This is a genomic window from Aureispira anguillae, assembly GCF_026000115.1.
GTDB classification, from domain to species: domain Bacteria; phylum Bacteroidota; class Bacteroidia; order Chitinophagales; family Saprospiraceae; genus Aureispira; species Aureispira anguillae.
The window spans coordinates 2,045,598-2,066,420 of the sequence record NZ_AP026867.1; the positions used below are offsets into that span (position 1 = coordinate 2,045,598).

13 protein-coding genes and 1 tRNA gene are annotated in these 20,823 nt (G+C 37.9%); 6 read left to right on the top strand and 8 right to left on the bottom strand.

Going from position 1 to position 20,823, the window contains the following annotated elements; all coding sequences use genetic code 11:
- Window positions 1–43: 43 nt before the first annotated feature.
- The 5 genes from AsAng_RS07955 to AsAng_RS07975 all read right to left on the bottom strand — a co-directional run bounded on the left by AsAng_RS07955 (window position 44) and on the right by AsAng_RS07975 (window position 12,415).
- Window positions 44–6,178 carry an alpha-2-macroglobulin family protein gene (locus AsAng_RS07955; protein ID WP_264792235.1) on the bottom strand — a complete coding sequence of 2,045 codons (6,135 nt, stop codon included), beginning with the start codon at window positions 6,176–6,178 and terminating at the stop codon, window positions 44–46.
- A gap of 87 nt (window positions 6,179–6,265) precedes the next feature.
- A complete protein-coding gene (locus AsAng_RS07960; protein WP_264792236.1) occupies window positions 6,266–6,820 on the bottom strand; it encodes a hypothetical protein in 555 nt (184 codons plus the stop codon).
- Between the two features lie 49 nt (window positions 6,821–6,869).
- Window positions 6,870–7,358 (bottom strand): hypothetical protein, encoded by a 489-nt coding sequence (locus AsAng_RS07965; protein WP_264792237.1) that lies wholly within the window; start codon window positions 7,356–7,358, stop codon window positions 6,870–6,872.
- 120 nt (window positions 7,359–7,478) lie between these two features.
- Window positions 7,479–9,815 carry a choice-of-anchor B family protein gene (locus tag AsAng_RS07970; protein ID WP_264792238.1) on the bottom strand — a complete coding sequence of 779 codons (2,337 nt, stop codon included), beginning with the start codon at window positions 9,813–9,815 and terminating at the stop codon, window positions 7,479–7,481.
- A 203-nt stretch (window positions 9,816–10,018) separates the two neighbouring features.
- Window positions 10,019–12,415, bottom strand: a complete 2,397-nt coding sequence (locus AsAng_RS07975) for a choice-of-anchor B family protein (RefSeq protein WP_264792239.1) — start codon at window positions 12,413–12,415, stop codon at window positions 10,019–10,021.
- A 237-nt stretch (window positions 12,416–12,652) separates the two neighbouring features.
- On the opposite strand from AsAng_RS07975, the gene AsAng_RS07980 reads away from it, so the two are divergent.
- The 4 genes from AsAng_RS07980 (at window position 12,653) to AsAng_RS07995 (ending at window position 15,718) form a co-directional block, all read left to right on the top strand.
- Window positions 12,653–12,728 (top strand) — tRNA-Gly (locus tag AsAng_RS07980).
- Between the two features lie 402 nt (window positions 12,729–13,130).
- Window positions 13,131–14,546, top strand: coding sequence for an L-serine ammonia-lyase (locus tag AsAng_RS07985; protein ID WP_264792240.1), 1,416 nt, complete (start codon window positions 13,131–13,133; stop codon window positions 14,544–14,546).
- 392 nt (window positions 14,547–14,938) lie between these two features.
- On the top strand, window positions 14,939–15,169 hold the full coding sequence (locus AsAng_RS07990) for a hypothetical protein (RefSeq protein WP_264792241.1): 231 nt from the start codon (window positions 14,939–14,941) through the stop codon (window positions 15,167–15,169).
- A 42-nt stretch (window positions 15,170–15,211) separates the two neighbouring features.
- A complete protein-coding gene (locus tag AsAng_RS07995) occupies window positions 15,212–15,718 on the top strand; it encodes a hypothetical protein (RefSeq protein WP_264792242.1) in 507 nt (168 codons plus the stop codon).
- A gap of 73 nt (window positions 15,719–15,791) precedes the next feature.
- Here AsAng_RS07995 and AsAng_RS08000 read toward each other — a convergent pair whose 3' ends face one another.
- From AsAng_RS08000 to AsAng_RS08010, 3 genes are all read right to left on the bottom strand, one after another.
- A complete protein-coding gene (locus AsAng_RS08000) occupies window positions 15,792–16,298 on the bottom strand; it encodes a hypothetical protein (protein WP_264792243.1) in 507 nt (168 codons plus the stop codon).
- Between the two features lie 542 nt (window positions 16,299–16,840).
- Window positions 16,841–17,563 carry a hypothetical protein gene (locus tag AsAng_RS08005; protein ID WP_264792244.1) on the bottom strand — a complete coding sequence of 241 codons (723 nt, stop codon included), beginning with the start codon at window positions 17,561–17,563 and terminating at the stop codon, window positions 16,841–16,843.
- A gap of 27 nt (window positions 17,564–17,590) precedes the next feature.
- Entirely contained in the window at window positions 17,591–18,322 is a 732-nt protein-coding gene (locus AsAng_RS08010) for a sulfite exporter TauE/SafE family protein (RefSeq protein WP_264792245.1), read from the bottom strand.
- 315 nt (window positions 18,323–18,637) lie between these two features.
- Between AsAng_RS08010 and AsAng_RS08015 the strand changes: the two genes are divergently transcribed.
- On the top strand, window positions 18,638–19,690 hold the full coding sequence (locus tag AsAng_RS08015; protein ID WP_264792246.1) for a glycoside hydrolase family 113: 1,053 nt from the start codon (window positions 18,638–18,640) through the stop codon (window positions 19,688–19,690).
- 33 nt (window positions 19,691–19,723) lie between these two features.
- The gene (locus tag AsAng_RS08020) at window positions 19,724–20,818 is read left to right on the top strand and encodes a glycoside hydrolase family 113 (RefSeq protein ID WP_264792247.1); all 1,095 of its coding nucleotides are present in this window, start codon (window positions 19,724–19,726) and stop codon (window positions 20,816–20,818) included.
- The last annotated feature ends 5 nt before the right edge of the window (window positions 20,819–20,823 follow it).

The following is a 20,823-nucleotide window of genomic DNA, read 5'->3' on the forward strand; positions in this document are numbered from 1 at the left end:
AAAGGTACAGCAATTGCCGAACCTCCTAGTTGCTAAATAAACTTTATTGGACAGTCAAACGAATGCCTTCCGAATGTGCCGTAAATTCAGGGGCATACATGCATTGAATGGTGGTAGTACCATTGGAGAAATCGCCCTTGTGGTTGACTCTCAACGGATATTCAAAAACGTAAGTGCCTTTGGCTAAATAACCAAAGAAGAAATTGGTAGAAGCATCTCTGGTGCTTTCGTAATAACCGAGTCCTCCTTGATATTTGTATTGACTCAATACATTGGTCGGTTCCAATCCAGCGGCACGCATATCCTTCATGTGTACATATTCCATGGCACGATCTACGGTTAATTCAATACGTACTTTGATCAAATCGCCAGGCTCCAAGGTTTCTTTTTCAATGGGTTTAAGAACAGGACCTCTGTCGGTATTGATTTGTTTGAAGAGTTTTTTATTGAGTTTAAGCGGTGTTTCCTTGAAGTGGGTAATTTTGTCCAAATCTTCAAAATATTGCCAATACAAGGCACCCCAAGCAACGACATTATTAGGATTTTTGACGGTAATGTTAGCCATGTCATTGGTAATTTCATTGGCTTGCCAAGAAGTTTTGAAATAGCCCGTACCTGCTTCTTTTTTGATTTTGGATTGATCCAATTTTTTGCCCCCCATGGTAATTTCAATCTCTTGATCGTCCAAGAGCCAGTTGTCACCCGTCATCAATAAGGCATAAGAAGCCGCCGCTGTAGCCTTAGTGGTTTTCCAATGAGTGGTTTGCTTGGCTTTTAGTAACCAAACTTTGAGATCTTCAACGGCTTTAGCATCTTTTGCCACAACTTCAAAAACCTCAATCATCAAAGCGTGGGTTTCGATGGGCAATTGATACCAAAAGTAGCCAGAAGGGTACTTCCAATACATGCCGAGTTCTTCATGGTTGAGGGCATTTTCTTTAGCAGCAGCGACAATTTTCTTAGGTGTTTCTAAATCGGTTCCTTTTCGATGGAAACCAAGTGCCAAAAGCCCTTGCATGTACATGGACTTATTTCTCCAGTATTTAAGGGCTTGCCCTTCGTAATATTGGATGGCTTTGAGGGTGGTAGGATTATTGATTTTTTGATCCAAAAAGAAAGTTCTCGCATAGAAATAGTGAATGACCATTTGATCGAGATGATCTCTTTCGAGGTATTCTTTCTCGTTTTTGCTGCGTTTTGCCCATTTAAGGAGCTCTTGATAATGGCGAGCCAACTCCACATCAATATAATTAACGGCTCGACGAATCATATTCGCCATTTTAGGGTCGCCTTTGATGTCTTTAACGCCCAGTTGATTAAGATGCCCCATTCCCTCTACAATGTATTGAGAAATATACCAACTGTCCCTACCGCCAGGCATCCAACTAAAACCACCATTCGCCAATTGACGATCTGCCATTTTATCCCTAGCTTTTGCCAATTCATTGCCCATGCGATTGAGGTCAAACAAGACGCCAATATTTTTCTTTTGGACTGCTTCACTTTGAGCCGCTAAGACCCAAGGCGTTTCTTCCAATAAGGCATATTTGAGTTCTTGGTTTTTGGACAAATTGCTCTTTAAGGCATCGGTATCAATGGTTTTCCACTGGTCAAAAACTCGTTTAACCTTAGGATGCGAATTGGCAACATCAGAAGCCAGACTATTGGCGTAGTATCGAGAGAAAATTTGCTCTGTACATTCATAAGGATACTCCATCAAATAGGGCAGCGATTGGATGGCATACCAAGCAGGATTTTGAGTAAACTCTAAGGTGAGTTTATGATGTTTCATAGAGCTAGACTTGGTCACTTCAGCCATGCGTTTGAAGGTAAAATCCTTGGTTTGATTTCCTCGAATGGGCAAGGGCTGTGTTTCAGTAACGAGCATACGATTGGTTAAGACAGGCAAAGCAGCTTCTTCACCATCTGAAAAATCACCAGCTTTGGCAACCACTCGATGAACGATAGCAGTGGTCCATCCATCGGGGACATTAAGCTTCCAAGCCAAAGGCGCAGATTGCCCTGCTTTTGCCTCAAAGGGCAAGGTTGCATTCGTATTTCCAAATTGAGCATCAATGGGCTGCATAGAAATGGCATCAAAGAGTTGGAGTTTGGCTTGCCCCTTCATATCTTTTTCGGTAAGATTACTCACCTTAGCGGTAAAGAAAATTTCATCTTTTTCTCTAAAGAAGCGAGGAGGGTTAGGCATCACCATTAGATCTTTTTGGGTAACAACTTCTTTTGTTTCACTAACAGTAGCAAGGTCTTTGGTATGCCCAAAAAGCATGAACTTCCATTTAGTAAGTGCCTCATTCATGGTAAAAGAGATAATGATATTACCCTCTTTATCGGTCATTAAATCAGGATAAAAGAAAACCGTTTCATTTAGATTGGTACGTACTTGTACATCGCCAAAATCTTCTTCGGGTGCTTCAGCATCAGTAGAAGTAACGGCATTAGCTAAATGCGAATGTGGTTCATGAATTTCATCTTCTAGCACCTCTATTTCTTCCTCCATCTCTGGTTGAGGGGCAGGTGCTCCATCTGCTGATCTTATGGCACTCTTCCGTTCGGAATAAGAATAAGACACTGCGTCATTGATCCCACCATCAGCATAATCCCATTCATAGAAAGAAAAACCATTCCAATTGAATGTTTTGTAGATTCTAGATGGAGTGCCGCTATACTCATTCCAATTTTGTCCCAATAGAATAGAAGCTACTGCTGTGAAACTGCGATTGCTTTGGAGATGCATAGATCTATAGCTGTTTGGATAAAGATTGAGTCCCCAAGCATTAGCCGCAAAGGCATCTAAAGAAGCATCGTACATGCCTGCCAAAAGTTCTGCAGCAATTTTATCCCCTTTATGCCCAGAAATTTTAATTTTCCATTCCTCTTTTTGCCCAGGATATAACTTATCACGGAAGGTAAGATATTCTACCTTCAAATCTTTGTTTGACCAAGGAACATGAACCGTGCCGCCAGATTGGTAAATTCTATTGTTTTGTGTGCTGACCAAATGAAAGTGAATGTTACCACGGTGTTTTTCTTCTATCGGGATGGTTACATTCGTTCTACCATTAGGTTGAATCCATTCGCTTTGGACAATTTTGTTATCGTGTTCTAACTCATAAAGTACATAAGCTGCTTTGTTGTGTGCACCAAAATTAAGGGTTACCGAGCTGTTTGGTTCTATTTGGTAAAACTGATCTTGAGCTAGAAAAAGACCATTGTTAATTGGAGTAACTTTTTCTTTTGGGCTATAAATGGTAAAGAACTTGATAAGTTCAATTGCAGCTCCATATTTATCCTTGGTATTAAGGGTTAATTTGTACGTCCCTTGTGGCCATTTATTAATATTTTTGATGTTTAATTCTTTCGAATTTTTAGTGTCAAAACTTGTATTTAAAACTTCTTTAACAACCGACCAGTGGGAGGGCTCATCTTCATTTTGGTAAGCATAGTTTGGGAATTTTTCTTTGAATTGTTCTGCCGTCATATTATAATAATCAGGCTTGGCCCAAAAGCGTTTATTGTAAACCGTTTGGGGTGTTTTTAGCTGTTCGATGCGGATATTTCCTTGAGCAGCCTCAAACTCACCATTTAGATTTTTGCTATGAATTGTAAAGGGTTTAAATTGATTTTTATTAACATTTTTAGGAACATTTAGGCTAAGATCTAAGGCAATATAGCCCACTCGAATATTGGTTTGTTTGCTATGTGTTTCGCCTGTAATGTCGGTAACGGTGGCATAAACTGTATAACTAAATTCAGGGTTTTTATCTTTGGGAATAGAGCGATCAGGAATGGCTTTGAATGCAATTTCGTATTCTCCTTTGTCGTTGGTAGTCGTTTCTCCAAAGGCAATTTCTTGTAGGTCTCTATCAAAAGGAATGTACCAACCCCAGCGCCAATTCCAATAGGGGAAATGGGCTTGTCGAACAACTCTATACTGAACCTTTGCGCCATCGATATTATTTCCTGCATAAGCTTTTGCATGCCCTTTAATCTTAACGAGGTCATCAATTTTGAAAGACTCTTTAACAGGGAGTGGAATCACCTCAAATTTGGGGCGTTTGTATTCTTCTACTCGAAAATATCTGTTGCTACTATTGTGTTCATCTAGAATATGCATTTGCCCTGTTAAACCACTTGAAGGAGCTACAAAAGAACCGTGGAATGTGCCATATTCATTAGTGGTGACGGAGACTCTTGCTATTTCTTGATAATTTGCATCATAAAAAACAACAGCACGCTTAGAATTGGGGACGATTTTTGGGTTTTTGCCATCGCTCATTTTATTTAAGACCAAGCCCTTAAAGTAAATCGTTTGTCCTGGTCTATAAATCCCTCTATCTAAAAAGAAGCTGGTCGATTCTAGTTCATAAGCAGGAGATTGAGGACTACTATTATAATAAGCATCATCTAAAAACAAGACATCATCACCATGGGTTAATTTAATAAAAAAAGAACGACGATTAGAAGAGGTATACGTCTTGAAATTGATGGATTTAAAATAGCCCTTTTCATTACTAATCGAAGTATCTTCTGTTTTGATGGTCTCATAGCGGCGCAATAAGCTATTGTATTTCGAATAATAATATTCTACCTTGACATTAGGGAGTGGTTTCCCCGTTGTTCGATCCGTTAGATAAAACTCTTCATAGCCAAGGGGATTGCGTCGATTGCTAAAACTAATATTAGAAACAAAAAACAAGCGTTCAGCAATGCCATTTTTTTGATAGGTAAATTTTTCATTGGCAGAAGCAGCAAGAATATAACGACCATTTTTAAGTTTTGGAATCGAAAATTCTACGTTATGTTGCTGATAATCGCCCTCATCTTTTAGATCAACTGACCATTTGTAAGCACCAGAAAGGCTATTCAGATAGGCTATTCGTCCTGCACCATATTTACTAACAAAGGTATTGTATTGTGCTTTAGTAAGAGGAATAGCTTTGAAATAAACTTTTGAAATATTTTTGTAGCTAACGAGTCCTAATGAAGGTTGCTGGATTGAACTTACTTTTTCGATGCTTAGGTGGAGGCTTTTACTTTCGATGCCCTTTAATAAGCTTTTACAATGCTGGGCACCATAAGATTTGGGATGCTGCTCAATGGCCGTTTTACAAATGTCATGAGCCTTTTTTATATCCCAGCGATATTGATCAGTTGGAGAAGGTTGGTATTTTATCCCTTGATTGTAATAATATGAGGCAATTTTGTGCGCTACTTCTGTAGCAGCAACCTGATTTTTATATTTTTTATGCAGTGCTTCTAATGCTTCTAAATAGAGTGCATCTTTATTGGTTAAGATAGAGTTGGTATGAACAAATTGTAAACGTTTCAGATCTAGATCAATTAGAGCAGTTGGATTTTTTAGATGAAATTTTAAGCCATCTTGAAACAATAAAAGTGCTTGAAATTTAGCAGATATACTGTCTCTAGCGACCAGTTTTCGTTGAGTAAACTTAGCAGCACTGGCAAAATCATCTTCTGAATCTAAGTAAAATTTATAAGCAGGTTTGGTCAAGTAATATTGGTCAGATATAGCAAAATCTAGGGCTCTGTGTAGCAAGAAGTCATAAAGTGTTGGTCGTAGCCCTTCTACATTGCTACCATTATAAGTAATTGCCTCAAAGGCATCAATGCTTATGTTTTTGGTATCTTCAAAGGTCAAACTGGCTTGATATAGCTGATAAGATTGTTTGGTAATGCGACTAACATCCCAAGTGCGAATGTCTTCTTGTTGGAATTCTTCTGTAGTGGTTCTGTCTTGGAATTTATACAAGTGCTGTCTGAGGTAACGATCATACATTTCAGCAACCATAGATTGCAGGACAGGTTTGACTGGAGATTTTGCTTTTTTTACTTCTTCTTGAAACCTATAAATAGATTTGACTAAGCCATCTTCCTCTAAACGACCTTGATATTTGTTGATAAAAAGCAAGGCTTTGATAGATTGGCTGACATACGCCGTATTTTTTTTATCTGCTTTTATTTTATCGTACAGTTTTTCAGTTGCTTCTAAGGCAGATTTTGTTAAACCATCATACTCCAATTTGTTGATGGCTTTCCAGTCTTCTATGTAGTTGTTTGCTTTGGTTTGAGCAAATCCAGTGTGGGGTAAGCTGAGTAAAAATGCGATGAATAAAACCCAGTTGAATACTTTTTGCATATTTGAGTTGGTTTTTTAGGCTCTATTAGTAAAAGCCTAGTTGGTATGATATGACATTTGGTACAAGGAATTTAGGGTTGTCTAATTTTATAGGTTCTTAAGGAAGCCCGCAGCTTCTATCAAGTGGTATTTGTTATTCCAATAAATCACTTGGATTTCATAACTGTAGTTCTGTTGTTCTCCATTGTTGATGCGAATTTTGTACGTCTGAAGCATTGCAGGAGAACCTTCGGCGTAAGGCTGTTCATTGACTAGTTCTAAACCAGTCGTTTTGAAAGCAGCTTTGTTAACGGTCAATTGCTTGGGCAATCCAGCAGTAAAAAAAGCATTGATTCGCTGTTTTTTTGCCATTTGGTCAACGCTAAATTTCCGTTTCCCTTCTTCGGTAGATAGATAAGCTTTTGTTCTGTTCGCATCTTCTCCTTTTGCATGGATTAATAAATCGAACAATAGCGTTTTGTTATCCAGTAAATGAAGCATTTTTTCCTCTTCCTGCTGCTTGATGCTTTCTATAATTTCGTAGGATAGTTGATCCATAGAATCAAAGGCAACATACTTTTCGCCGTTATAATTGGGGTCACTACAAGCATTAAAAAAAATTAAAAAAAGAACGAGAGTAACTATTTTTGATGTGGTGGTCATTTTAGTTTTGGTGTGTTTAAATGTATTAAAAATCTACTGAGCTATAATATTAAAGTTGTTGTAATAAGAAATTATTATCAGCTTGAAGGCTAATGGTGAACGTCCCTCTTTTGTGGTTTTTGAATTGAACTGGATTGGTACAAAATCCACTTTGCGTTGCCGATTCGATAAATATATTAATTTCTGTTTTGTTATTCAATGTATAAGTCCCTTTAATCGTCGTAAAACAGTCATTGCCACAAGGAGCAGAATAATATCCTTGAAAAGAGCCGTCTTCTTTGAAGGTAACAAAGTGACCAAATGCATGTTTTTGAGATTGATCTACAGACTTGAGTTCATAGGTGCTCTGATCTTTTTCAAAGAAAATAGGACGATTAACTCGCCAACGGGTATTCAATAAAGAAAAATCAGCTGCGGTTAGCTTTGTATTACTTGTTGACTCAGCAGTAGAAACGGTTTTAGTTGCTGTTGGCTGAGGAGAATGGCAACTTACCAATAAGGAAGTTGTTGTCAGGATTAAAAAAAATAAGCTCTTCATTTGTGGTGGATTGATGTTGAAATGTTATAAAAAAAGCCAAAAAGCGCAAGGCTCTTTGGCTGTATAGATGTCGGTTTATTTTTTTTTGGTGTGTATGAAAAAAGAATTCTAACTGTTGCCCTATTGACTTTTGATAACCCTTAACGTTTTGGTGCCAATCTGGATAAAGTAAATTCCCCTTTCCCAATTTTCTCCAAGCAGAATACGACCGTTGGGTTGTTCGATAGGTTGAGACTCCATGACCTGACCTAGTGTATTAACAACAGTAATGCTTGCAGGCAATGGAACGTGGGCATAATTTAATGTGACTTCTTTTTTAAATGGGTTGGGAGAAATACTTGCAGTTGTTGTTGGGTTATCCATAGAATGAATTGCAATATGGTTGCCGACAGAATCAACTACAGAAAAGTCATCCAACCAGATTCGAACTTTTCCCCCCACACTTGCATTGTCTTTGGCTGCCTTAAAATGAACTTGCATGGTAGAACTGAGTGAAATATGGTCTTTGATAGCTATGCTTGGTATAGTGTCCCATACGGCTACGATATTACGTGTTGTAATGCTAAGAGCAGTAACGGTATCGGTGCCATTGGTTAGAATTACTTCTAGGGCGTTCATCGGAAAGGGAAGGAGATTGTAATAGTGATACTGAAAGTTGAGATAAGGGGCTATTGTATTGCTTAGATCCATGATTGGAGAAGACAAGACCGTTGTTCCAGAGTCTAACCACTCTGTATTGATGACACTATCGGGATAAATTCCTGTGGTCATGCATTTGTCTCCCAAATCATTTGCGTCAGAAGATAAAAAAGGAAAGAAAAAGTTAGGAATAGGGCGAGGGGTCTCTTGTACCCATTTCCCACGGGGTGCAGTACCAGAAATTGACCAGCCTAAATCCAATTGAAACTCGTCTTTGTACCCTCTGTTAAGTCCTATGTTGAGTAGCGTATCTGTTGTGATGTTGATGGAATCTTTTTGCATTTGATGTCCCCAATGCCCTAGCCAGATGGTGTATTGACTGGATAAAACCTGCTGTTGAAAATGCCCATTCTGGTCGGTTTGCCCTATATAAGTACTGTCAGGGCTATGGAGTTCAATGATTGTATTGGGAATAGGGTTCAGACTTTGATTATCGGTTACATCAATTTCTAATAAAAGAGTAGGCAAAGGAACCAATGCTACATCTTCAATGGTCAATTGACCATTTTGAAGGGTAGTGGTAATGGTTTTTGGGGTGTAGCCCAATTTACTAAAGGTGACTTGGTAGGTTCCAGGAGTCGCTGTTCCTGTTTTATAGGCTCCTGTAAAATCAGTATGTTCATTAATGGAAAGGGCAGTAAGCTCAATGTCTACATTAAAAAGCGTGGTTCCTAATAGTGAATCAGTAACTGTTCCTTCTAGCCAGCAAGCTCTGACATAGTTGGGCTGAAAAATGTGTAAGCCTGTTTGGCGATCGGATACTAAAATTCGACCAGAAGGTAAAAAAGGATAGGCACCCCAAGCGCCATCAAATTCTGTATTGGGGGGATAGGGATAAGTATCGTAACGGGCGACTTCTACTAGGTTATGGGGACGACTGGCATCAAGTATAACAAGCCCATCATCGTAATAGGAGGTCACTAAGAAGTCATTGTGAACGTGAACATTGTGAGGAACAACATTAGGGTTGGGGGTTCTCCATCGGTCAATTCGTTTTATGTCAGACAAATCAGATACGTCATAAGCATCAATCCACGCCCCTGGTTTTTCGTCTGTTGTAAAGAGCGTTTGCCCATCATCTGACATCCATGCATTGTGACAAAAATTGCGAGAGGTATTTTGGGTGGCTAAAAGTTGGGGGTTGCTTTTATCGGAAATATCAAATACTGTAAAGAACCCATCGTTAATGTTGGCTGACCACATTGTATCATTGCGCACATAAATATCGTGAGAATAAAACCCTGGGTTTGTGATGCCAACAACAACAGGCGTGTCAGGATCTATCGTTAAATCATAAAAGACAGGTTGTCCTCCCCAAGCGCCTTCGCCAGCAGTGTATAAAATTCCTTGTTCATCAATCCATAAGTTGTGAGCCGTGCCACTCAAAGTCGAATGAAAATGATGAGTGACGCTATTGGGCAAATCAGAAAGATCAATAATTAAAATGCCACCGCCGCCTTCCGTAACGGCATAAGCACGATTCCCATAAGTTTTTATGTCTCGCCAGACACTAAAGTTGGCACTAACATAGGCAACTTCTATGGGGTTGCTAGGGTCTGCAAGGCTGACAATAGAAACCCCCTGTTGTTCGCCAACCAAAGCATATTCTACACCAGAGGAATCTACATAACCCCAAATATCGTTTAGTATAATATTATAAGGAAGGTTGCCAATTGGTGTTAAATTGTGATTGGTTACTTGTGATAGACTGTTGAAACAGATCGTAAATAGAAATAAAGTGGTGATTAATAATTTCATTTTATCAAAATTGAAGGGGTGTTAATAAATAAACTAGGAGTTAGGGCATAAAACAAACTGTTCAAAACAAGCAATTGTAATGAATAGAATACACCTAGTGTAAAAAAGATACAGATCTGTTGGGGATTTATTGATAAGAGAAGTTGGGGAGGAGAAGAATTAGGAAGGGGGAGGCTTCCTAATTCTTCTCTGAGATGAGGGGCTTATTGAGATTTGACAATTTTAATGCTTTGGCGGCCAATATTGACAAAATAAACACCAGCATTCCAAGAATGGCCAAGTTCTAATGTTCCTGTTCTTTGTTCAACGACCTTTTGTTCGATGAGCTGTCCCAAGGCATTGTAAACGTGTAAGTCCAGTTTTTCAGAAGCATGATCCTGCATTTCATAATCTATGTTGATCGTATGGCTAAAAGGATTGGGGAAGTAGTGTAAGTCAATTGTTTGATCTGGAATGACTGTGACGGCTGTTGATAGTGAATCAACAATTTCAAATAAATCAATCAAAGCTTCTAAGGCTGTACCACTATCGTCATTTACTTTAAAGTAAACTCGCATATTGTTGCTTAGTGCAAGGTGGTCTAAAATTCGAACTTCTTCTTTGCCAGACCAAGTATAATTGGGAATTTGAGTACTCATAACCGTTACGGTGTCAGTTCCATTAGTCATGTAAACTTCAAAAGAATCTAAGCCACTAGGAGGCCAGTTGGCTGAAAAGAAATAATGATACGTCAAAATTGGATCAACGGCATTGCTCAGGTTCATAGGAGGAGACATAATAGTGGTTGCACCACTATCAACATCATCGGTACCGTGAATGCCATTGCCATTGTTTCCAGTGATTAAACAATAACTACCTATATCGTGTGTTAAATCTCCATCTTCAGGCAAAACACTTCCTTGCCAGGTATAGAGGGGAGAAGGGATACCCCGTTCCCATTTTCCTGCAGTAGCATTTCCAAATTCAGACCAGCCATAATCTAAGGCAAATTCATCTTTGTATCCTCTTGCTAAGGGGTAAACTTGATTTGGGATGACCGTAGAATCCAAGGCAACTAGATCAAATATCTTGGCATGGTTGCCCCAATGTCCCGCAATAATTTTGTAGTCATTGTCGGGAAAAATAACCAAACTAAAATTACCGTTGGCATCAGCCGTTGTGGTGTATTCATACAAGCTGCTTTGGAAATGTAAAACAGCATTGCCTATTGACCAACTCGGATTGATGCTATCAACAACTTGCCCCGATAAGGTAAAGGCAGTGGCAGGTACCAATTGTACATTCTGAGTCGTAACCTGATTGTTGTTTAGGGTGACTTGGATCGTCTGAGGAATGTAGCCTGCTTTCTTAAATTCAACGTCATAGGTTCCTGATACCCCGATTCCTGTTTTGTAGATCCCAAAAAGATCCGTTTGATCTTCAGCGTAGGTATTTAAAATTTGTACATCGACATCAAATAAAGTAGCAGAGGTACTTTGATCGGTAACAATTCCCTCTAACCAACAAGCCCGCTGATAGTTGGCCTGTAAAATATGTAAGCCTGTATTAATGTCAGAAACTAAAATTAGACCAGAAGGCAAAAAGGGATAAGCCCCCCAAGCGCCATAAAATCCTGTTTCAGGAGTTAGGTGATAGGTGTCATAACGTCCCACTTCAATGAGGTTGTCTGGGCGACTGGCATCAATAATAATTAGCCCATCGGTATAATACGAGGTAACCAAATAATCATTAAACGTATGAGTGTTGTGAGGAATGGTATTAGGGTTGGGCGTTCGGTAACGATCTAATTCTTGAATGTTTCCCAAGTCAGAAACATCAAAAGCTGCCACCCAAGCATTCGATTTTTCATCTGTTGTGAAAAGTGTTTGTCCATCGTCTGAAATCCATGCATTGTGTGCAAAATCTCTAGGGGTTGTTTGGTTGCCCATTATAATGGGGTTTGTTTTGTCGCTTACATTGTAAACAGAAAATGTTCCGTCGTTGATATCCGATGTCCAAAGTGTATCGCCTCTAGTATAAGCATCGTGGGCATAAATAGGAAGCGTAGCACCAAGTAATACAGGACTACCAGCGGTGGTATTGACATCTAAAATAAAGGTTTCGCCAGCACTAATATTACTACCTGCAATATAACAAAAACCAGCTTCATCAATGTATAGATTATGAGCTTTCCATAAGGTGTCAGTTGCATTGTTAATGGTGAGTTCTGGTTTCCAAAATTGATAGGTTGGTGTGCCGTTAGGCAAAGGCGATAAATCTATAATTAATAAACCATCTTTGCCTTGATCCGAAGTGACATAAGCATAATCACCCCATGTTTTTAAATCTCGCCAAATAGAAGTAGCACCAGGAATAAATAAAACTTCCGTGGGATTAGAGGGCGTTGCAAGACTAACAATAGAGGTTCCTGTTCTCGTTCCAACTAAAGCATATTCTATTCCTGTATCATCTACATAACCCCAAATGTCGTTCAATTCTTGAGCGTAGGGAAGGTTTCCTATGGACGTTAGGTTGAAGTTTTGGGGTTGCGCCTGAGCCCAAGCACTAAAAAATAAAATAAAAAGGGGGATTATTGCAATTTTTGTCTGGCAATATCTCATGTAATAGTAATCGTTATACTCTCGTTGTTTAGTATCTAATTAGAGTGCTAAACAACAAATAGTTAGATGAATTAATAATGTAATGTGGGGAACGGAGTTTTATTCGAAATGCGTAGAATTATATGATGTGGTTACATTAAATGTCGAAAAAAAAACGAAAAAAACATAAAAAAAAACATAAAAATTTTGTCAAAAAACAAATAAGCTATTATATTTGCACTCACAATAACACAACAAGCGAAAATAGCTCAGCTGGTAGAGCACAACCTTGCCAAGGTTGGGGTCGCGAGTTCGAATCTCGTTTTTCGCTCCAACAGCTTTCAGGACTTAAGTCTTGGAAGCTTTTTTTTATGTTCCATCTGTTGTAGAATTGACAATCCGAACGCCTTGCTACTTGTCTGCATATTGATGCTTCCTAAATTGTTCTTATATTTTTGACCGAGTTATTTAATTAAGTTCATTGGGTAGATTATATTTGATTTAATTTATTCTATTCTACTAAGTAGATGGACGAAAATAATTAACATTAAATGGGGCATCTTTTGTCCGCTAAGCTTCCTTGAAAAGCCTCGCTTTACTTGCTTCGCTGCGTGAAGTCGCAGGCTTAGTTAGCCCGTTAAAGCTACGTTTTGCAAGTCGTTAGCGAAAAAAAATATACTCCAATTTTTAAACTACTAATTTTGTCCATCTACTTACTTATTTTTCATTATTCTACATGGAACAAATCAGCGTTTTTGATATTTTTAAAATAGGTGTGGGACCTTCGAGCTCGCATACTATGGGACCTTGGGTAGCCGCAGGTTCTTTTCTAAAAGAGGTAGGTGATCGTAATATCATTACTATTCATGTAAAACTCTATGGTTCGCTTGCTAAAACAGGACATGGGCATGGTACCGATATTGCAGTGATGCTTGGATTGATGGGTTATGACCCTAAGACAATTAAAACCAAGAAAATTGATCGTTATATCCAGAAAGTTTACGACTTAAATTTATTGGAAATAGATGGTCGTTATACGGTGCCATTTATACCAACGGAGCATATTGAGTTTATTTATCGCAACCTACCAACTCATCCTAATGCGTTAACATTTGTAGCCGTGCTAGAGAATGGGGAAACCTTAGAAGAAACTTATTATTCTATAGGTGGAGGGTTCGTCACTAAAGAAGGAGCCGAAAATACTGAAGAGGATACAGTCGTTGCCTCCAAGTTTCCGTATGCGATAGCCTGTGAAAAAGATCTAATCAAATGGATAGAGGAAACGAACCTTTCTATTTCTGAGATTGTCCTAAAAAATGAGTTGAGTTTAAGACCTCGGAAAGAGATTCGAAAGGGAATTTTAGAAATTTGGGAAACCATGAAAGCTTGCATTCATAAAGGTTGTCATACAGAAGGAGTGTTGCCTGGAGGGTTGGATGTTGAGCGTAGGGCTTATCGTTTTAATAATAAATTATTAAATGGCGTTCAAACCAAAGATATTGACGATTGGATGCGTTTGATTCAGGTAGTGAATCCAAGTTTTAGTAATGTTGTGAATTGGATTAGTTGTTTTGCCTTGGCGGTTAACGAGGAAAATGCAGCTTTTGGGCGTGTTGTTACTGCTCCTACCAATGGTGCTGCTGGAGTAATCCCTGCTGTGCTAATGTTTTATATGTGTTTTTATCCCAATAAAGGCAATAAAGACATTATCCGCTTTATTTTGACGGCTTCGGAAATAGGAAGTTTGTTTAAAAAAGGCTCTACTATTTCAGCTGCTATGGGAGGCTGCCAAGCAGAAATTGGCGTTTCTTCTGCTATGGCTGCTGCTGGTTTAACAGAATGTTTGGGCGGTAGCCCTCAGCAAGTTTTGATTGCAGCAGAAATTGCAATGGAGCATCATTTAGGCTTGACTTGTGATCCTATTAAGGGGCTGGTTCAGGTGCCTTGTATCGAACGAAATACGATGGGAGCAATGAAGGCTTTGACGGCTTGTCAAATAGCTCTGACAAGTGACCCTACAAAGGCTAAGGTGAGCTTAGATAATGTTATAAAAACAATGAAAGAAACAGCCTTGGATATGAGTGAAAAGTACAAAGAAACATCAGAAGGGGGCTTGGCTATGAATGTTTCGGTTAGAGTTCCTGAATGTTAAGATGTCATGAATTATTTAATATTTTATATGGAGTATTAGTCTTAGAGATTGATGGTTGAAATTCAAGAGATTGAAGCCAAAAGGTGAGAACTTGATTATTAGCTACTTGTACTCAAAGGGAGTGTTTTAATTATTTGTTTGCCAGTTGGTTAGGGGAGGTTTTTCTAAGAGCTAAAATAGCAATTTTATAATTTGGGCTTACTAAAAAGCAAAAAGTAACGATCGATTACACAATTGTACATCTCATAAAGCTTTAAATATTATTTTTATGCAGTATTTAAAGTTCATAACTTTTCCATATATTGCAAAAAATAACTAAAATAGTACTTTCTTGTTGTGGAGCAAGAATGCTATTTTCATAATTGTATTAAATAACTTAAAATAAAAATTACATGAAAAAAAATATATTGCGTTTTTCCGCTGTTTTAGTAGCTTCTGCTACTCTTTTTAGCTGTGGAGGAGGAATGACTCCTGAGGAAATTCAAGCAGAGGCTCAGAAAAAATTTGACGAACAAAAAATTGAATTGGAAGAAGCTGCCGCATCAGATTGCGAATCGAATATGGAAACTTATACCCAAGCAGCATTAGACTCTTTGCAAGGAGCTAGTCAAATGGACAGCTAATTTGAGTTTTAATTTTAATAATCCAAAAATTGAATTTTAATTATGAAAAAAACAACATTATACAATATTGCTGCAGGATGCCTAACTATTTTTAGTGTGGGTGCTTTTACCGCATTTGATGATGCTCAAACAGATGAGCAAAAGGTAGAAACTGCGTTCAACCAATTGGTAACGGATTTCAAAATGGAGCAGGATGCACTTTGCAAAACACAAGCATTGGCGCAAGCACAAGCTAAGTTTATGGAGATGCAAGCAGCAGCAGAAAATAGCGAAGCTTCTTCTGGTACTCCTACTAAAGTTGTAAAAGGACGTGGAACTAGCCAAGGTGGTAACTCTACTAGCACAAGCACTAGTAATGGTAATGACCAAGTAGATGAAAAACCTGCTACAACTACTACAACAACTACTCCTACTGGCAAAAAAGGTAAAATGAGTGGTGGTACAACAACAACAACTAGCGATAAAAAAGGTAAAATGAGTGGCAGTGATGCTAAGTCAGGAACTAGCACGACTACTTCTAAGAAAAAGAGTAAAATGGGAGGTAAGTAATTTATCTCATCTCAATAAAAAAAAGGACAAGCTTAGCTTGTCCTTTTTTTTATTCCTTAAAGTGTGGTTGATATTATTGCTTAACCCAAGTAGAGTAACAAGTATCTCTTGAAATATTAGCAGGATCAGTTTCGTCAGAAACGATATAAGTCATGCTAATTGTGTTACCAGTAAGTGTTGCATTTCCAACAGATTCTACAAAGAAATCATCGTTGTCTGGCTCTTGACGTGCAATTGAGAACTCAGAAGAAGCACTAACAGTAGCAGTTACGCTATTGCTAAAGATGTTCCAGAAGTTAGTAACGTTAAAATCCATGATACCTGTACCGTTGATAGCACTTACTGTGTAAGACGCAGGAACTGAAGCAGTACAGCTGTCAGAAACAACCCAGCTTCCGATAAATTTAGTACGCATCTCTGTGTTACAAAGTCCAGCAGCATCTTGCTCATACCCTGCATCACAAACGCAAATACCTTCAGTACAAGTTCCTGCAGTACCACAAACAACATCTTTACATGGGTCTGTGTTACAAGAAATTACTAGAAGAGCACCCAAAAATAAATTGATTAAATTTTTCATAATGTGTTATTAATTTAAAAAAAACTAAATAAAAAAAGCGTTAAATTATATTTCCTTTTTTAGTAAGAAAACTTACCATAAAAGGAAAGTAAAAAATATGTTGCTAAAATACGATTATCAGGGGAAAATCATAATTTTTTTCTGTTATTTGAGAATATATGTTATAAAAAAAAACATTTTTAACAAGCATAATAGCTTGTCTGAATGCTAGAAATTACCTGAGGTTGAGTCTTATTAAAAGCTTCTTTTTTTTTAACCGTTTAACCTCCCACAAATACCGTGCAAAGAAATAAAAAAAGAGTTTTGACAATACTTGGAAGCACCCAAAAAAGGTCTTTTAATCGAGCTACACGAGAATTTATCGCTGAGTTGTTTCTAACAACTATTAAGCTAGAGATTTATGACAAAATAGATCAATTGTGATATTTTAACCCTGATTTAGAAGCAACAAGCATACCAATAAGTGCAGCAAAACTAAGTTACTGAGAGTAGTTTGTGGTTAGTGCGTGAGCCTATGGGGTGTCAAAAAAACATATTTCTTACTATTCTTCATCCATCAAGGCTAGCCGTTCGTCTAAGAAATTCCAGAAAGGGTAATAGCTTCGGATATTCCCTCGATCATAATCATAGCTGATCGGATTCTTTTGGGCTAAATCCTCCATTTTGATGCATTGTCTAGCTGGAGAAACAAAGTCAAAGAAACGCAAATAAAGAACCCCCTCACATTTAATTTTAGTTAACTCATCTAAGGGTAAAACAGATTCTCGATTTAATTCCCCAAAGCCATTGTGAACTTGGTAGAATAAGCCTAAATGCTGTTGATATTGTGCCGTAATATTGGGGCGTTCCTTTGCGGCTTCATCAGAAAGAGGAGCTGCTCCATTGTAAAAGGCAAAAAATGGCGTTTGATCTTCTAGTAATAATTCAACAAAATAGACAAGTTGCCATTCGGTATCTTGCTTTACTACTAAAATGTGTTGACAACGCTCTTTTAATAAAGTCAAAAAAAGTGGAAGTTGATTTTGAACAGGTGCCCAGATCGTATCTATAAACACTTCTAAGGGCAAGTCTTTGTGAACAAACCAAGGACAGGTTTTATCATTAATCGCTGTAAGAAAACAAATTTGTCCAGATAGTTGTTGTTGCAGCAAATAGAGGATGCCTTTGTTGCCGTGTCGTTCGACAATTTCTTTTTGCAATTGAATTAATTCAGCAAATTTTTTATGTTTTAATGCGTTGCCGTATTGTTGTTCGAGTGCTTGCATAATTTTTTGTAGGATTGATTTGAACGTCTAAAGATAGACTTTACCGATCAATAAAAGACCAGATAAGAGCATTAATATATATACATATTTATTAAAAACCTTTGGGTCTGCAATTTTGTTATTTATTTTTTTTCCAATAGGGACAGCCATAAGCATGGCTGGACAAGCACACAAGAAATAGGGAACAATTAATGCGTTTTTATAAGAATCCATATAGATATGGTTGCCTATTACTAGTGTATTGATGCATAAAAAATAGGCTTGAAGACTTGCTCTAAATGTTTTAGAAGACCATTGTCGCAAGGTTCCATAAATAACAGCAGGAGGACCTGATATATTATAAGCGCCTGCAAATAAACCAGATATAGCGCCAAAGGGAATTGCCCATCTATTGTTCTTTAGTTGGGGAAGCTGAAAATGACTAAGGTTATAGATAGAAAATAGAATAATGAAGCAGCCTAAGACGGTTTTTATAATGGATTCGGGACCATTTTTACCTAGGTAAACGCCAAAAGGAATTAGAAGTATAGCGGCTAGTATCAGCGGAAAAACGTTCTTAAATTCAATGTTTTTCCTAGCTCTAAAAACAATGGTTCCTCCTCCTAGTAGAAATAAAAGAGGAAGAAGTGGTCCTAGGGTATTCAATCCAAATTGGATAGAAAGTAGGGGCATGCTGACTAAGGCAAAACCAAAACCAAAGGTAGAATTAACAAGACTGCCCAAAAATACAATGAGAATAAGGTAAATCATTTCAGCCATTTCTTATGGATATAGATTACTATTGAGAATGAAAATAATTAATTAGCGTTAAAAAAAACTAAATTTTTTCTAAATTTTATACTTCCTAACTAAAATTGATTTCCTTGTAGTTAAGGAACAATAAAAGTCTGTTTGTTAGACCTCTAATTAAGAGGCGTTTTCTAACAGGCTAATGTGAATAAGTAAGAGGACACAGACCTGTTATATTTTGCCCCCATTTTAAAATATACAGCATATCCTGAGTTGAGTATTTCTTAAATTAATACTCTGTTGGTTTTTGTCAAAATTTGACAGAGTGTTATTAAATTGATTGTTATGAACAATACTTATTTATTTGCGTTTTTTTTATTCTTATTATTGGGGGAAATGGGCTGTGATAAAGTACCTCCAGCCTGTGAAGCTTCAAGGCAAAATGGCTTGTTGAAGGGAAAAATTTGCGGAATGTCTTTAACTGCTCCTCCCGATCCATTTGTTCAAGATCCTATGGCTGAGATGACTGTTTTGGGAATTGATTGGGTCGCTTTATTGCCCTTTGGTTTTTTTGATCCAGACAGTGCCAGTATACAATATGATTCAACAGGGAATAGTGGTTGGTGGTGGGGCGAGACAGCCGCAGGAATTACAACGAGTCATAACTTAGCACAGGCACAGGGGATGAAAACAATGTTGAAGCCACAACTTTGGTCTTGGAAAGGATGGATTGGGGATATGGATTATCCAAGTCAGGCAGAATGGGATATTTTTCATGCCAACTATACGGATTTCATTTGTTACTGGGCAAGGTTAGCAGAAAGCCTAGACGTGGACTTATTTTGTATTGGTACAGAAATTAAGGCATCTGCCATGAATCATCCTGCTTATTGGAGTAATTTAATTGATACAATTCGGCAAATTTACACAGGGAAACTGACCTATGCCCCCAATTGGGATGAATACGACCAGATTGCCTTTTGGGATCAACTAGATTACATAGGAGTAGATGCCTACTTTTCATTGATTCCTGATCATACTCCTACTGTTTGTGACTTAAAAAAAGCTTGGGAGCCAACGTTTGAGGCTTTAGAAGCGTTTTCAAAACGGTGGAATAAACCAATTTTATTTACAGAATGGGGGTATTTAAGTTTGGATGGTTGTGCTTATCAAACTTGGAAATTAGAAAAAAATAGAAGTAGTGCTTCTATTAATGAACAAGCACAAGCGAACGCTGCACAGGCTTTATTAGAAACATTTGGGAAGGAAGATTGGTGGGCAGGTGGTTTTCAGTGGAAATGGTATGCAGATTTGGCTACTAGTTCCCAAGATCGCTCGGATGATTATACTCCCCAAGGTAAAATGGCAGCGGATGTTCTGCGGGATTTGTATCAATAAAAGCTAATTTTTAACTCAAAATTCAGATGAATTATGCGGTATAAGATTTTCTTAGGTTTGTTTTTTATCGTTTTGTCATTTGGGTTTGTTTGCAGTACAACAACTACGAATAAAAAGCAATTATCGAGTTCTATAAAAACAATTTCTTACGATTGCGAAGCTCCCATAAAATCTGGCTTATTGGCAAATAAAATCAAAGGAATGTCTTTTGTTGCTCCCCCCAATCCTTTTCCTAATGACCCCCTTATTGCATTGAATAAATTAGGGGTTGATTGGGTTGCTGTTTTACCCTATGCTTATTTTAGTAAAGATCAACCAACGATTCAGAGTTTTGGAACAGGTGGTTGGTGGGGGGAAAGCCCAGAAGGGATTTGCCAAACGATAAACTATGCCCATCAAAAAAAGATTAAAGTAATGCTAAAACCCCAATTATGGACGCACAACCAGTGGATTGGGGATTTGAATTTAAAAACCGATGAATCCTGGGCTGTTTTTGAGAAAAATTACACCAATTTTATCCTGAAATGGGCAACGATTGCGGACAGTATGAAGGTAGATTTATTTTGTATTGGCACAGAAATCCGACATTCGGTAGAGCAACGCCCTGTTTTCTGGAGGGCTCTTATTGATAAAGTTAGAACAATTTATAAGGGAAAGCTAACCTATGCTCCTAATTGGGACGATTATGATAAGGTGACTTTTTGGGATCAATTGGATTATATAGGAACAGATGCGTATTTCCCTTTATTGGCAGATAAAACGCCTTCTGTTTGTGCGTTAAAGCGTGCTTGGCAACCAACTTTAATGCAATTGAGTGCCTATGCAAAAAAATGGAATAAGCCAATTGTGTTTACAGAGTTTGGTTACCTAAGTTTGGACGGTTGTGCAGACAAAACATGGGAATTGGAAAAAAGAAGGGCTAGTGTTGGGATTAACCAAGCGGCTCAAGCCCATGCAATTCAAGCTCTATTGGAGATTTTCTCAAAAGAAGATTGGTGGGCAGGTGGTTTTTTGTGGAAGTGGTATCCTAATTATAAGAGTGCTATGGGAGAAGGAAAAAGGGAGCGAGATTATACTCCCCAAGGTAAAATGGCAGAGAAAGTATTAGAAAAAATGTACAAAAATTAACTGAA